This window comes from Allobosea sp. Root483D1, from assembly GCF_001429505.1.
In the GTDB taxonomy this organism is placed as follows: Bacteria; Pseudomonadota; Alphaproteobacteria; order Rhizobiales; family Beijerinckiaceae; genus Allobosea.
In genome coordinates this window covers 1-13,836 of the sequence record NZ_LMJW01000023.1, presented here as the reverse complement: position 1 = coordinate 13,836, position 13,836 = coordinate 1, and the positions used below count along the sequence as shown (strand labels likewise).

Here is a 13,836-nt window from a genome sequence, read left to right as displayed (position 1 = left end):
GACTCAATCTCGCTGCAGATAGGCGGTAAGCCCATCGGGATCAACCTGCAGATCGGGCGCCCGCCGATCGCCGCCTTCGGGAACTCGGACGGCGATCTCGAAATGCTGCAATGGACGACCATGTCCGGCGGCGCGCGCTTCGGCCTCATCGTCCACCACACCGATGCCGGACGCGAGTTCGCCTATGATCGGCAGTCCCATTTCGGGAAGCTCGACAAGGCGCTGGACGCCGCTGCGCTGAACAAGTGGACCGTCGCTGACATGAAGCGCGATTGGAAGGAGGTCTTTCCTTTCAAGTGATCCGTACGGCGTTACGGTGCGCCTCGTCGCAACGTTCATGTGACCTGGCCCCGATCGAGAGGAACGGTCGGACTCGCCGCGCTCCCGCCAACCGTCAAACTTCTTGGTCGAAATCCGGGCCGACATCGCCACGACCAACACGATCTTCCTACCGATTTGCCCCTCTTCCTAATCGACGGAACTCCACATGAACCCTAATCCGTGCACGAGACTGCCCCACTTTTCGATAATCTCACGCTGGCGCCGATCTTTTGCGACAGCCCCGGCGCTTTCCGTCACTGGTTGCGCATCGCTGACAGCAGAGAGACCGATACCGGTCACTACCCCGACACAGCAGGATATCGCGAACCTGACAGCGCTACCACTATCTGGAAATTATAACGCCACTTCAAATACATAAGTGTTCGCAGTTTTGTCCTGAATGGCGCGCCGGACAGGATGAACTGGGCAATCCTATCTCATTGTGACTCCAATGTTTTCTTGAGGACTATTTCTCGGAAGCCCTACGGACTGCCCTAGCGGCCAGGCGCAGGCGTCGCAGGCCCTTCCGCAATGTCCACTTTCTCGGCCACTATGCGTATTAACGTATGCGAAAGTAGACATAAGGGCTTGTCTGGCATCAGATCATCTTGCGTTAACGTCCATTATCTCGTACGCTATTGGAGTTAGCGTGCGAGAAAATAACCGCAAGGATGGATGTCATGCGGCCCGTATCCCCCCTGCCGATCCCGGCTAAACGGGCCCTGCGCAAGCTTGGGCAGGACATCAGGGATGCCCGTAAGCGCCGCCGCATTCCCATGGAATTGATGGCGGAACGCGCTCGCATCAGCCGCTCCACCCTCACGAAGGTCGAGAAGGGCGATGAATCCGTGGCGCTCGGAATCTATGCCTCGGTGCTCTTTGCACTCGGGCTCGTGGAAGGTCTTGGCAACCTTGCCGACCCGGCCACAGACGCGGTCGGCCGTTCGATCGAAGAGCGCAACCTCCCAGTGCGCGTCCGTCTGACCGGCGCCCGCTCGAAGAAGGCCCCTCCCAAAGCCAGCACTGGAGGCAGCGATGACTGACCGGCTGGCATACATCTATGCTGACCTTGACGGGAAGCCCCAGCTTGTCGGACGCCTTTACGCTCATAACAACAAGGGCAAGGAAACAGCGTCATTTGAGTACGAAGCGGAGTGGCTGGCTAATCCCCTGCGCTATTCGCTCGAACCCGCGCTGAACCTTGGCGCAGGCCAGTTCTACACGCCCAGAACCCTGTTCGGGTCTCTGGGTGATTCCGCCCCTGACCGCTGGGGCCGGACGCTGATGAAGCGTGCCGAAGCTCGCAGGGCGGAAAGCGAAAAGGCCAAAGCCCGTATGCTTTACGAGTTCGATTATCTCCTTCTCGTCAATGACGAGACCCGGCAAGGCGCACTCCGTTTTACAGAAGAGCCGGGCGGAAAATTTCTTGCCAATGACGGGGCCCCCGTGCCGCCCCTCATCAATCTTCCGAAACTCCTTTCCGCCACCGATGCGCTTCTCGACGACGCGGAGACAGCTGCCGAACTGAAGCTGCTGCTGGCCCCCGGCTCTTCGCTCGGCGGCGCGCGCCCCAAGGCGTCCGTGCGCGAAAAAGACGGCCAACTGGCCATCGCCAAGTTCCCCAAAAAAGACGACGAGTACGCCGCCGTTGAATGGGAGTTCGTGGCGTTGGAACTGGCAAGACAAGCCGGATTGAATGTTCCAGACTTCCGGCTGGAAACGATCGCCGGGCGCGCTGTCATCATCCTGAGGCGCTTTGACCGCGAGGGCGCAGCGCGTATGCCCTTTCTGTCTGCCATGAGCATGATCGGCGCGAGCGACAACGAGGCCCACAGCTATCTCGAACTGATGGACGCCCTGCGCCAATACGGCGCGTCGCCCGATATTGACGGGATTGAACTCTGGCGGCGCATCGTTTTCAGCATTCTGATCTCGAACACCGACGATCACCTCCGCAACCACGGCTTTCTATATGAGGGTCAGAAGGGCTGGCGTCTCTCCCCCGTCTATGACGTGAACCCTGTGCCGGTCGAAGTGAAGGAGCGCGTCCTCACCAACCATCAGCGAGGAGGATAGCACCGCTTCACTCGATCTTGCCCTCTCGGTCGCAGGCAACTTTGGCCTGAAGAGAAAGGACGCAGTAGCTGTGACCGCCGAAGTAGGAGCGGCCGTCGCCAACTGGCGTAATGTTGCCGCGCGCGCTGGGCTTAAGAAAAATGAGATCGATCGGATGGCGTCCGCATTCGAACACGACGACTTGGAGAAGGCGCGGGCTTAACCCGGAAACGAGACCGATCGGGACGATTCCAGTTATGCGTGCCACCCATGAATGAAAATCAGCCCGTACGGGACGATCCTGCGCCCGATCGACTGCGAGCATCATATGAAAACCGGCCGCACCGAAGTGCGGCCGGTCATCCGGTCAGGCCGCTCACCCTGGATCATCGTCGGCAGAAGGCTCCACCGCCATGCCTAGAGCATTTTCGAGCGACGTGGACACCGGTTCGCGTGAAGAAAATGCGATAAAACAAAGACGTAGAGCAATTCTGCGATTCGGAGAATTGCGGAATTGCTCTAGCTCATCCGGCTGTCTTGGCCCATTCGAACACAGCCTGCTGATGCTCATGAAGGAAGGCCCGAGGGTCATCGACAGTGAAACCAAGGTTCTTTACCGCTGCAGGAAGCCGGACTGGCATCACCCTCCAGTTGTCCTAATTCAACACAGCGCACCATGGTGCAATGTCCGCCTCGCATCGGCAAGCAGTTGAATGCGCTTGGCGTTGATAACGCTCATGTATTTCCATAGCTCTGAAGCTCTGCTTTGTCTGGAGCTGTCCGTCGCCCTCACAAGCAGGGGCGCGGCGGAGCCAGCCGAAGCCAGGGCCTGCTTTGGTGGTGAGCTCCCGAGCCCTCCTTACTGTGCGCGGTCGTGCCGACGTGAGTTTTTAACCGAATCTCTCAAGTCAATTTTCCGCGTAAGTACCTGTTAGAAGGTATTTGAGCAGCGCTTTCGGCGAAGGCCCAGCTTCGGAGCGCATCGAGGGCATCGAACCAGGCAGGTGGCATCTTGGCCCAGGTCAGAAAAAGGCTCCATCCCGAACTTGGAGCTCCGCAAGTGGACCAGCCCTCAGAGACAGTTAGCCAGCGGCGCGCGACGCGTCAGCCCGTCGTCGCGGCTTCGGCGAGTATCGGCTCCCGGATGCCATAGGCGCGCCGGGTGCTCGCGATCGCTTCGGGCGTAACGTCGATCAACAGCGCGATGACGTCGCCGTCTTCGTGCCGCAGGACATCTCCGAGTTCAATAATGCTCCACCCAATGGCACGCAGACGTTTCGGCCAGAACGATTCACATACGACGCTGATCTGCCGAATGCCGAGTTTGTGGGCAACCTCCAGCACGCCGCACAAGACGACGCCGGCAATCGGAGACGATCTGCCGCGACTGCGCAGGGCGGGGCTGATGAAGAAACGCGTCCATTCGAAGATGTCTGGCGCCCGCGGGGGCCCGGCAGGCGCCAGTCCAGGAAACACGTTGCCGAGCAAGTGGGGCTGCAGCGTCGGGACAAGGCGCGACCCGCCGACGATCTTGCCGACGCTATCGAGTGCCAGCAAGTAGACGGCATGCTCGGTGTCAAACGCATCCATCTCTATATTGACAGGCCGCGCCAATGCACGCCATTGCCTTCGTTTGACGTAAATATCGTAGCGGATACGAAAGTATCTCTCCAGCTCGAGTCTGTATTTCCCTCTGTTGGCCCAAGTGACCACCTGAATTCGAACAAGCATGATCCCTCCTACAGGGTAGGAGGGTAGTTCACCGCTACCGGGCGCTGTGTGCCGGGATTCCGGTATTGCTAGATTTGAATTTCATCCCTGCGCAAAGCCTTTACGACAGCGTGGACGACGTTGATTGCATCGAGCTTGTCGCGGATATTGCGCTGGTGAGCCTCGACGGTATGCGTCGTTATCCCGAGAATACAGGATATGTCCTCTGTCGTTTTGCCTTGGGCGCTCCACTGCAACAGCTCGCGCTCCCGCGGCGTCAAGGGCGAACCCTCCTCGTTATCCGATTTGTTCCCCAAGCCGCTTACTTTGCGAAATAGGTGGACACAGAGCGTTTCGATCAGAGGCATCGCGCCGGGTGGAACTTCGATCCGGTCGCTCGCTGCCGTCACCACCGCTGGGCCGGCAAGCGGGACATGGATTGGAACACAAATTCCATCTTTCATACCGAATTCAGCAGCCTCGTCCATGACGAGGCGGCCGCGCGGCGTCAAACCACCAGTGGGCAATTGATGCCAGAGGAACGGCTCCGCGCTAAGGCGGCTGCGTGCGGCGCAAGGATCGTGAGGGAAGTGCCCTTCGGACTCGTAGCGAGTGAACCATTCGCTCGGCCATCCGTCATGCAGGATCGCACGATGCCATTCGCTGTCGTGAGGGACCGGCAATCCGGTGATCAGAAAACTGTGCAGGCCAAAACGCTGGAGAATCCCGTCAAATATCTCGAGGGCGCGTTCAGAAGAGGATGCGGCGTCGATTTCGGATATCGTCGCGAAAAGCTCCAAAACGGAGGCGTTCGTCATCTATAGACCTCGGCGGGTCTTGCTATGTCAGATTCAACTCAAGCGTGTTTCGCGACCGGCTTCAATGCCGTGCACGCCGATTGTCTAACGTAGGAGTCAAAGCTGGCCCCATTTTCGGCCTCAGGGGCAGATTGGAAGACTGAAACTCAGTCCGTTGGATGAGGCGCGGACCGCTTGGTTGAACGTCCAGTGCGTCGCTCCGCCGCTCTTGCGGTGATCAGATCCTGGGGTTCAACGTCCAGCGCTCTCGCAAGGATTTCCAATGTATCCAGTGTGGCGTTACGCCGCCCAGCTTCCACGCTGCTGATATAGGCCCGCGTGCGCCCCGAGATGAAAGACAACTGCTCCTGCGAGAGCTTTCTTTCCCTTCGGAGTCGCTGCACGTTCAAACCAAACACAGCGCGAAGATTCATCCCGCAAAAGGTGCGGCAATGAGCACTATGGTGCGACACACTATAGTGAACATTCCGCGTTGACAGGGAGGTAATCGACTGTTTGAACCGGTTGGCGACCGAACGATCCTGTGCAGAGGAATTGCTATGGCCGACCAACCTGTTAGCAGGCTCTCGGGAGGTGGCTCGGCCCCAGCGTTGCACCATCGATCAAAGCTGGAGATCGAGGATCCGAAGGAGCACGCGGGGTCGGGTGCCGCGAGCATCGTCGGGCTCACCTGCATCCGCTGCTGCGCTTCCTACCCGGTCAACATCGAGATAGATTCCAGGGGCTGTCCGGCCTGCCGCGACGTTGCGCCCGCCAATCTCAAGCCTGTCTACGCTTCGCCCGTTGATCCGCGCTCGATCGCACCAAACGCGCCGCGATCATTGTGGCGCTATGCCTATGCGCTGCCATGCTCACTGGAGGACGCTGTTTCGCTCGGGGAGGGGCAGACGCCTTTGATTGAAGCTGCCCGGATCGGTCCTGCGTTGGGAGCCCGGAACCTCTTCATCAAGGACGAGGGCCGAAACCCGACCTGGTCGCACAAGGACAGGTTCTCGACGGTTGCGGTGTCGCTCGCGCGCGCTCAAGGGGCAAAGGTGGTGGCGACGGCCTCATCCGGCAATGCCGGAGCCTCACTCGCGGCCTACGCCGCACGCGCGGGGCTGCAATGTGTTGTCGCAACGTTTGGCGGCTCGGCCACCGCTATGCTGGCGCAGATCAGGAAATACGGTGCAACCGTTTTGCCGCTCGCCAACAAGATGGATCGCTGGACCCTGCTTGCCGAGGCCGCGACACGCTATGGCTGGTTCGTCGCGTCGCCCTATCATACGCCCGTCGTTGGCAGTCACGCCCTCGGCATCGAGGGCTACAAGACAATCGCTTATGAAATCGTCGAGCAGTCGGGTGGCATCGCCCCCGACTGGTGTGTTTTGCCGGTCTGCTACGGCGATGCCCTGTTCGGGGTGTGGAGGGGGTTTCAGGAACTGTTTGCGCAAGGCGCGATCACTCGACTGCCTAGGATGGCGGCAGCCGAGGTGCATGGGTCGCTGGCGCAGGCGCTCGCCACCGGTAGCGACAGGCTCGAGGAACGCAGCCTGGCATTCGAAAGCCTTGCCGTCTCGATCGGTGCGCCACGCAGCACCTATCAGGCCCTGAAAGCATTGCGCGAGTCCTCCGGCCGCTCCGTGCCGCTGAACAATGACGGGCTTGTGGACATGCAGGAGCGCCTCGCCCGCGACGAAGGAATTTTCGCCGAACTGGCGTCGGTCACGCCCCTGCTTGCGCTAGCCCGGCTGCGCGAAGGAGGTGTCATAGCCCCCGATGATCATGTGGTGGCAGTCGTGACCGCCAGCGGGTTGAAGGATCTGGATCGATCGGTCGGCCAAGCTGGAAATGACACGATCTTTCGATCGACGGACGATGCTTGGGATTGGCTTGGCCGCAATGCCGCCGGGCTGATGGGTAGACGGCCCAGGGATTAGCGAAAGCGTCCCTCATTCTTGACTTCGTCATCGACAATCCGGTCGAGGCTGCGTCTCGCCCATATGAACCGCATCCAGTCGGCCTCGGACCCAGATTCGACGATCGTGACCTCGCGCGGCTCGGACGGCGGCGAGCAAGGCCAGCCCGGTAACGCGCCAAGCCACGCGTCATCGAAGACCGTTTCCGCGTATCGGTGACCCTCGTCCGGCATGATGACCGCGATCCGGGCTCCGGGCCGAGTGCTCGCAGCCCATCTGCCGACCAGGGCCGCGGCAGCGCTGGTCGGCCCCTGGAAGATGCCATGCTCACGCAGCAGGCGGCGAGCCTCGCTGAATGCCGGATATCCCCCAACCCAGTGGACTTCGTCGATGAGGTCATGCCGGAGATTGCCAGGCAAGATGCTGTTGCCGAGACCGCGCAACAACCGCTTGCCGGCAGGTTGTCCAAAAAGGATACTTCGGTGAGTGTCGACCGCAATGACAATGAGATGCGGAAAGACCGCGCGCAGAAACATTGCCGTCCCGCACAGCGAGCCGCCGCTCCCGACACAGCCAACAAGACAGTCGATCTCGCCGACCGTCTGCACGAGTTGTTCGGCCAGCCGTGCATAGGCGAGCGCGTTTCCTGGATTGTCGTACTGCCGTGGCCAGAAGCAGTTAGGCTCCGCGCGGCGAATGTCATCGAGGCGCTGCAGGCGCGCCAGCTGATCACCATCGCCAGCGTGGTCCTCCGTGATAATCATCTGCGCGCCTAAACCATCGAGGCGTGCCTTATACTTCGCGTCTACAAGGCTTGATGCGGAGACCAGTGTGAGCCGGTACCCGCGTGCTGCCGACAGCAGGGCAAGAGCCATGCCGAAGGTGCCGGATGTCGTCTCGACGATGCGCATCCGGGCCTCGAATGCGCCGTCGGCGACTGCGCGGTCCAGGATATAGCGCGCCGGCATGAGCTTCATCAGCGGGAAGGCTGCCGCGATCAGATTGGGAGCCAGCGCGGCCATGCGCGGAGTTTCAAGCGCGCGGAAATAGTCACCGTCCAAGGCTACCATGGCGCGCCATCGTCGTTGATCTGGTGAAACTCGACGTCGCAGAAGCCGCATCTTTGCACCGATGCAGCGACGCTTTCCGCGCGCTGTCGCAGGTTTTTGCCGGTGTGGTCGAACAGAATACCGAGCAGTGAGCCGCTATGCGCCACCTGGACGCCGCATGCGCCAGAGCCTTCCGCGATTTCGATGACGCGTTCGAGATGCTGTTTGGGCAGATGCCGCTGGCTGAGCAGCGCGCTAGCGGTCGCCGCTCGCCCAAGGCAGTTCGGATCCTGATAGCGGACCGCATAGGCGATCAGCGCGCGCAGGACACGGAATTGCTGAATCTCAGTACTATCGTAGCGTGCTGGCGGTAGATGCAGCGTATCGATCGGCCGTCCTCCAATCGACTTGAAGCCGACCAACAACAGAGGTGGCAACGAGCCGCCGAAATCCTCCAGGACGGCACCCTCTCGCTGCGCGAAGAGAACGGCGCGCCCATCGAAGGCGAGAGCGTCGCTGGCGCGTTCGGCGGCGACCGCCAGTTGGCTGACACGAGAGGGCTGCAGCCGGACAGCGTGGGCTGCCGCCACGGCGTGAATGGCGGCTACGACGTCCGCAGTGGAGGAGCCGTAGCCATGACCGATTGGAATGTTGCTCTTGATATGGAGGAAACCTCCTTCGGCAACGCCCAGATGGCTCAGCGTCTTGCGCGCAGCCGAGCCCGCCTTGACCTTGTCGCCTGGGCGCGTGGTGAGGTCGGGTGTGGCCGCACAGGTGAATGTCGCCTTCGATACCAACCTGGTGAGCGGGAGGGTGACTAGGCCGCGATGGAGTTGCCCGTTCCAGTCTTCGAAGACCCCTTGCAGCAACTCTCCATGGTGCCCGCTGGCAGCCCCGACGCCGATCCTGCGCAACGGCTTGCCATTCGGGGCGGTTTCGGAGATTCCAGCCACGACGCGCTCCCAGCGATCAGCATCTGGGTAGTGGTGACTTTGGCGGTGCTAATCCGCCGTCATCAAATTCCGCCATTGACTTAAGGCCGGCCGCCGCGGCCCGGCCGTTTAGGCGACGCACCGAAATTGCCGTAGCGTCTGCGTCCGGGCGGAGGCGAGGAATTTTTGCTGCGCCTATGATCCAGGCCGACACCTTCCCATAGCGGGAGCTTATCGTCGGACTGGGGCGACAGGGCCCACTCGTCCTTCGAATGCGGCCTTCGTGCCGTAGCCCGAACGGAGCCTCTCTTCGCCGGACGATCTTGTTTCCAGTCAGGATGCGCTGCTGCCGATCGATGATCCTCGGATAGCTCAAGACCGGACCAGGGGACTCATCTCGGGGACTGACGCTTCGCCAGTCGTTGCTAACCGACGCCGTTGCCGCTCGTTCGATCATTCTATACCGGGCTTGCCGCCCAGCCCCGGAGGAACGGCAAAACGCTGATCGCGCTGTCCGCCGCGGGCGGCTCGAAGGCAGCCGACGCGCTCTCCGAAGGCACGCGCTTCCAACGCTATCGCCGGGTGGTCCCCGGATTAGTGCGGGCAGCCCGTAGCACGGTGCCGTTGGTAGCCGACGAGATCATGGAGACCTTCGACGACTTCCGCGCCGAGGAAGCCTTTCGGCTGTTCACGGACATGGCCCAGACTGGCCAGGTGATCCACCTGACTCACCACCCAGCATCTCTGCGAGATTGCCCGGCGGGTCTGTCCGACGGTCCGAGTGCACAGCCTCGACGGTGGGTTACCGCTGAGCGCGAGGCCGCTTGAGGGCTCGCGACAGGAGCAGCTGCAATTTATGTGAGGTCAACAGCGCCCTTTTTCAGATTGCATGTCTTCGATCTCCCCGGCGCTGTTGAGCGTGTTTGGCTGGGTTCTGCTCCTTCAGCTTGGCGAAATCGAACCTCCTGATTGGGTACGCCCCCTCCCAGTCACGAGAGGGGGCGCGATTGCTCAGCTCTGGCCGCCTTTTCGACCGGCCTCGGACGCTCGCTCGCGATCGTTGGCGAAGTTGCCACTTCCGCCGCGTTCGCCATCGCCTCCCTGCTGGTTGCGGTCAGAGCCGCTGGCGTGCTGCTGACCGCCACCGCTTCTCTCGCCGCCCTTGCGACCGGCTTCGGATGCGAGCTCGCGATCCTGGGAGAAGCTGCGCTTCTCGTCCGCCACGCTTTGACCGCCCTTCGAGGCGATGTCGCGCTGCTTGTCGTCGTCCATGGAGCCGAAGCCACGCTTGTCGTTTGCCATTGCTACTCTCCTTCTCGGTGGATTAGCCGGGGTGTCCCCGGGTGCCATTGAAACGGAGAGCGCTCGCAGGCGTTCATCGCCGGCGGCTCTGGGTACGCGGGCGCACTGTTTAATCGGCGCCGGAACCGCGATCGCAGGGGTAAGTTGTCGGTTCGGTGCATTGGGCACTATGGACCGCGAGCGATGCTGCAGACACCGACACCGCTTTTCCGCCACACGCTCTCGATTCGCCATCCTCCGACCGGCAGGCTGTTGGCGAGGCATCTGGAAACAGAATTCGCAGGCCGGCCCTTTCTGGCAGAGCTGGCGCGGCTGTCGGGGCGGAGCGAGGCATCGGTCGCTTGGCTGCTTCAGCAGGACATCGTCATTCCCGCCGGCCTGCTCTGTGCCGCGCTGACATTTCAGGACGCGGCGGAAGCGGTGCACGATGAACGCTGAGGCGTCTGCCGTTACGCGCCCGAACATCCGGCTTCTCGGGGCGATCACCAACGACACCGTCCACGATTTCACGGATCAGTTGAGACGCGCACAGGAGAACGGCGGGCCGATCGTACTCGAACTCACGACACAGGGAGGCGACGCCGATGCCGCGCGCCGCATCGCGCTCGAAATCCGGCTGTGCCGCTCATGGCTGGGGTTGCAGACCAAGTTCATCGGCAAGACGGCTGTGATGTCGGCTGGCGTTCCGGAAACTCGCGGTCACAAAATATGAACTTGAAGACGGGACGCCCGTGCGCTTCATCGAGGACTGCCTGTTCGAGATTGAATCGACAGGCCGAATGCTCACCCGGTGCGAACTGTGACAAGCTTCGACGTCGACAATGGCCTTATGGCCTAACCGCGAGAGGCATGGCACCGAGGACGGGCATGCTGGGAATGTGCTAGCTCTCAGTCGTGTCCCTACCTTCGCGCTTTTCTCGACCGTGCCCTTGGAAGTCGAGGGAGCCGCAGTAGACTTCCTCCCCCGCCTGATCTTCAACCCTCACTTTGAAGTGTGCGCGCTTGCCGTCGGGAAGCGCGTCCTTCGCCATATCCGCAAGGGAGCGCTGGGCATCATCGGATGCGGCCTGTTCGCTCGGATAGTCGATTGACTGGCGGGATGAGCCCTGGGGATCGTTGCTGGTGACGCGGAACTTCGGCATGGCGCATCTCCTCTAGCGAGAAATGCGCCGCAGAGCCGTTCGGTTCCGCTACCCTTCTAGGAACCTCTCGACGATGAAGTCGACAAACTCCTGATCATCGACCGCATCGTGAAAGTGACCAGCAATCAGATAGGCCAAGCGTGTCCGGGCTCTCCCGGCATCATCGGCAAATCAGGCCCCGTTGTTCGACTTCAGTCCACGCCATTTCAAGTAGGTGATTAGCGCGGGCGAGGCTGTCAGGGTTCGTCAAGCTTGAAAAAGGCATTCCCCACCTTATAACCGCGCCAGACTGCGGACAAGGCGGCAGCAATGTACGCGTTCGCTCCGACCCGAAACACTCGGTCATCATGGTCGTTGACGGTTAGTTGATCAGCCGCCCAGATGAAATCAGAGACACTTTACGCCATGGCACTCGCACTTACCCTGCTGGCTTGCGGCCTATTGCTCGGTTGCTGGCGCTCCTGAAATGTTCGCGGGCGGCATCAGGACCGTGGGTGGCGGGCCGGGGCGCAACACCCGGCTTGCAAGCGGACGCTGAGGTGTCAGCATTCCGTGATCTTGGCTCGGCCAGACGCCGCCGCACACGCTCTATCGCCCTAGTCAAAAGGCTGGGTTTCACCCAATCGTGCTGGGTTCTTGCGGAGGACGGAACCTTCGTCACCCCGAAGCGGCGCAGCCTGGCAAGTACTTGTGCCTGGCGCGCCACAGCTTGTGACAAATTCGTGGCAACGGTCGGATGCGCCCCCTTTGGGGATGCGGCCGGTTGCGCTCTATGGCAGTCCTGATTTTCGTCGAGAAACCCCGCGCGTGACCAATCTCCCTGCCGGATCGCCATGCCACGCCGCCATCAGATGACCATCTGCCGCCTCGCCTTGCTCCTGGGTACAACCGCCCTGATGCCGCTGAGCGCAGACAGAGCACGAGCAGCCTGCGTCTTTCTCGGTGGGGCCGATTATCAGTGTACTGACGACAGCGGCGGAACGATAATCGTTGGCGCTCCGGCAGCCAATGTGAACATCGGAAACACTGGCGCAGACCGTAACGCGACCTTCCCGTCCGAACTGACAATCTTTGGCACGGCGATCAACGTCACTTTCGCCACGACGACGACACCGAGCAGTTTCAACGGCAATGGCGGACTTGTGGTCAGCCAATCCGGGCCGACCAGCGATGCCATCAGCGTCACCGGCATGAACGCGGTGATGAACCTGGCTGGCGGCATCGGGATCGAGGTGAACGCAAACACCTCTGGCACCACGACGATCGAAACGGTCGCCGGTGGCACCATCACGACGGGTGGGAATGGCCTGGAATACCGCAATGCTCACATAACGCCCGGCACCTTAACCATCACTGTCGGCGCAACTATTACGGCTGGCGCTAACAACAGCGCTCTATTGATCGACACTGGCGGCTCCAGCACATTGAACGTCAATGCCGACCTGCAAGGTGCTATTACCTACTCCGGCCGCACAACTGGCACCGTCGTAATCAACGTTGGGGCAGGTGTAACAGTCAGCCCGACGGGGATTTATCAAACTATCGCGTTGAACAATGTGAGCGACGCGACCGTGAACAATGGCGGGACGATCGTCGCCGGGGCGTCCTCACTCTACACCAATTCAAATACGACGCTGAACAACCAGGCAAGTGGCACGATCAGCTCATCCGCGACCGGCTATGCCTTCCGCCAGCACGGTTCTGGCAAAACACTGATAGTGGACAACGCGGGGACAATCGTGGGGACCGGCTTCAGCGTCGCCGGCTCGACGGTCTCCGTGATCAACAGCGGCACCTGGACGGCGAACGCCGCCAGTGCGTTTACCGGCACGGCGACGCTCGCCAACAGCGGTACCTTCGTCAGCGGCGCCTTCACCACGGCGCTGACCAGCGTCACCAACAGCGGCAGCGTCAACATCCAGGCTGGCGGGACGCTTTCGACCACGGGCGGCTACATCCAGAGCGCCGGTGGGACCGCAGTTGATGGTACGCTACAGGGGACGGTGACGCTCAACGGCGGCCAGATTCTTGGTACCGGCACCATTGCCGGCAACTTAACCGCCAATGCCGGCGCGACCGTTTCGCCAGGCGGCAGCACAGGCACGCTTGCTGTCACTGGGAACGCGACCTTCAACGCCGGCTCGACCTATCGGGTCGAGATCGCCGGCGCGGCCGCCGATCTGTTCACCGTCACCGGCACGGCGAGCCTCGCCGGCACGATCCAGCTGGTAGCCGGCGGCGGCTCCTATAGCTTTAACGCGCCCTACACCGTGCTGACGGCCGCTGGTGGGCGCACCGGCACATTCGGCAACGTCACGACCGTCGGCTCCTTCGGCGTCGGCGTCACCAGCGAGGTCAGCTACACCGCCAAAGCCGTCGAGGTCACGCTCAGGCCCGGCTCGCTGGTCAGTGCCGGCTCGGGCGGCTCGGGCTCGCCCGTCTCCGATTGGAGCAGCGCCTCCGGCCTCTCACTCAACAACTGGTCCGTCGCTGCCGCGATCGACCGCGCCGTCGCGAACGGCGCCGATCCCTCCTTCCTCTACCAAATCTACGCCCGCGGCGACCGCGAGGCGCTGCTCGCTGCGCTGCGCACGCTGACGGGCGAGGTC

12 protein-coding genes and 2 pseudogenes are annotated in these 13,836 nt (G+C 61.5%); 7 read left to right on the top strand and 7 right to left on the bottom strand.

Going from position 1 to position 13,836, the window contains the following annotated elements; genetic code table 11:
- Window positions 1–24 precede the first annotated feature (24 nt).
- The 3 genes and pseudogenes from ASE66_RS33515 to ASE66_RS29145 all read left to right on the top strand — a co-directional run.
- Window positions 25–300: pseudogene (locus ASE66_RS33515) on the top strand (haloacid dehalogenase-like hydrolase); the annotation flags it as partial.
- Window positions 301–1,001: 701 nt separating this feature from the next.
- The gene (locus ASE66_RS29150; protein WP_057193841.1) at window positions 1,002–1,364 is read left to right on the top strand and encodes a helix-turn-helix domain-containing protein; all 363 of its coding nucleotides are present in this window, start codon (window positions 1,002–1,004) and stop codon (window positions 1,362–1,364) included.
- Window positions 1,357–2,599, top strand: a pseudogene (locus ASE66_RS29145) (type II toxin-antitoxin system HipA family toxin). The gene ASE66_RS29150 and the pseudogene ASE66_RS29145 overlap by 8 nt, the downstream one beginning before the upstream one ends.
- An 881-nt stretch (window positions 2,600–3,480) precedes the next feature.
- On the opposite strand, the gene ASE66_RS29140 reads toward ASE66_RS29145, so the two are convergent.
- The 3 genes from ASE66_RS29140 to ASE66_RS31680 form a co-directional block, all read right to left on the bottom strand.
- Complete coding sequence (locus tag ASE66_RS29140; RefSeq protein ID WP_057193503.1) at window positions 3,481–4,107, bottom strand: acyl-homoserine-lactone synthase; 627 nt, start codon at window positions 4,105–4,107, stop codon at window positions 3,481–3,483.
- 68 nt (window positions 4,108–4,175) lie between these two features.
- Window positions 4,176–4,904: a LuxR family transcriptional regulator gene (locus tag ASE66_RS29135; RefSeq protein WP_057193502.1), complete on the bottom strand. Its 729-nt coding sequence runs from the start codon at window positions 4,902–4,904 to the stop codon at window positions 4,176–4,178.
- Between the two features lie 146 nt (window positions 4,905–5,050).
- A complete protein-coding gene (locus tag ASE66_RS31680; protein WP_082613836.1) occupies window positions 5,051–5,317 on the bottom strand; it encodes a helix-turn-helix domain-containing protein in 267 nt (88 codons plus the stop codon).
- 126 nt (window positions 5,318–5,443) lie between these two features.
- Between ASE66_RS31680 and ASE66_RS29130 the strand changes: the two genes are divergently transcribed.
- Window positions 5,444–6,823: a threonine synthase gene (locus ASE66_RS29130; RefSeq protein ID WP_082613835.1), complete on the top strand. Its 1,380-nt coding sequence runs from the start codon at window positions 5,444–5,446 to the stop codon at window positions 6,821–6,823.
- Here the strand turns inward: ASE66_RS29130 and ASE66_RS29125 are convergent.
- The 3 genes from ASE66_RS29125 to ASE66_RS29110 all read right to left on the bottom strand — a co-directional run bounded on the left by ASE66_RS29125 (window position 6,820) and on the right by ASE66_RS29110 (window position 10,085).
- A complete protein-coding gene (locus ASE66_RS29125; protein ID WP_057193501.1) occupies window positions 6,820–7,872 on the bottom strand; it encodes a PLP-dependent cysteine synthase family protein in 1,053 nt (350 codons plus the stop codon). The genes ASE66_RS29130 and ASE66_RS29125 overlap by 4 nt on opposite strands.
- Window positions 7,866–8,804 (bottom strand): kinase, encoded by a 939-nt coding sequence (locus tag ASE66_RS29120; RefSeq protein ID WP_057193500.1) that lies wholly within the window; start codon window positions 8,802–8,804, stop codon window positions 7,866–7,868. The genes ASE66_RS29125 and ASE66_RS29120 overlap by 7 nt, the downstream gene beginning before the upstream one ends.
- A 990-nt stretch (window positions 8,805–9,794) precedes the next feature.
- Complete coding sequence (locus ASE66_RS29110) at window positions 9,795–10,085, bottom strand: general stress protein (RefSeq protein ID WP_057193498.1); 291 nt, start codon at window positions 10,083–10,085, stop codon at window positions 9,795–9,797.
- Window positions 10,086–10,268: 183 nt separating this feature from the next.
- Between ASE66_RS29110 and ASE66_RS29105 the strand changes: the two genes are divergently transcribed.
- Both ASE66_RS29105 and ASE66_RS29100 read left to right on the top strand, forming a co-directional pair.
- On the top strand, window positions 10,269–10,523 hold the full coding sequence (locus tag ASE66_RS29105) for a hypothetical protein (RefSeq protein WP_057193497.1): 255 nt from the start codon (window positions 10,269–10,271) through the stop codon (window positions 10,521–10,523).
- The gene (locus ASE66_RS29100) at window positions 10,513–10,797 is read left to right on the top strand and encodes a hypothetical protein (protein WP_057193496.1); all 285 of its coding nucleotides are present in this window, start codon (window positions 10,513–10,515) and stop codon (window positions 10,795–10,797) included. Before ASE66_RS29105 ends, ASE66_RS29100 begins: the two co-directional genes overlap by 11 nt.
- Before the next feature lie 169 nt (window positions 10,798–10,966).
- On the opposite strand, the gene ASE66_RS29095 is transcribed toward ASE66_RS29100, so the two are convergent.
- A complete protein-coding gene (locus ASE66_RS29095) occupies window positions 10,967–11,227 on the bottom strand; it encodes a DUF6894 family protein (RefSeq protein ID WP_057193495.1) in 261 nt (86 codons plus the stop codon).
- Between the two features lie 851 nt (window positions 11,228–12,078).
- Between ASE66_RS29095 and ASE66_RS32310 the strand changes: the two genes are divergently transcribed.
- Window positions 12,079–13,836, top strand: a 1,758-nt coding sequence (locus ASE66_RS32310; protein ID WP_162262547.1) for a beta strand repeat-containing protein, incomplete at its 3' end; no start/stop codon positions are given.

What these genes read in the sequence shown, in the direction of transcription:
- ASE66_RS29150 (WP_057193841.1), top strand. Translation starts at nt 1,002, where the DNA reads ATGCGGCCCGTATCCCCCCTGCCGATCCCGGCTAAACGGGCCCTGCGC.
- ASE66_RS29140 (WP_057193503.1), bottom strand. Translation starts at nt 4,107, where the DNA reads ATGCTTGTTCGAATTCAGGTGGTCACTTGGGCCAACAGAGGGAAATAC.
- ASE66_RS29135 (WP_057193502.1), bottom strand. Translation starts at nt 4,904, where the DNA reads ATGACGAACGCCTCCGTTTTGGAGCTTTTCGCGACGATATCCGAAATC.
- ASE66_RS31680 (WP_082613836.1), bottom strand. Translation starts at nt 5,317, where the DNA reads ATGAATCTTCGCGCTGTGTTTGGTTTGAACGTGCAGCGACTCCGAAGG.
- ASE66_RS29130 (WP_082613835.1), top strand. Translation starts at nt 5,444, where the DNA reads ATGGCCGACCAACCTGTTAGCAGGCTCTCGGGAGGTGGCTCGGCCCCA.
- ASE66_RS29125 (WP_057193501.1), bottom strand. Translation starts at nt 7,872, where the DNA reads ATGGTAGCCTTGGACGGTGACTATTTCCGCGCGCTTGAAACTCCGCGC.
- ASE66_RS29110 (WP_057193498.1), bottom strand. Translation starts at nt 10,085, where the DNA reads ATGGCAAACGACAAGCGTGGCTTCGGCTCCATGGACGACGACAAGCAG.
- ASE66_RS29105 (WP_057193497.1), top strand. Translation starts at nt 10,269, where the DNA reads ATGCTGCAGACACCGACACCGCTTTTCCGCCACACGCTCTCGATTCGC.
- ASE66_RS29100 (WP_057193496.1), top strand. Translation starts at nt 10,513, where the DNA reads ATGAACGCTGAGGCGTCTGCCGTTACGCGCCCGAACATCCGGCTTCTC.
- ASE66_RS29095 (WP_057193495.1), bottom strand. Translation starts at nt 11,227, where the DNA reads ATGCCGAAGTTCCGCGTCACCAGCAACGATCCCCAGGGCTCATCCCGC.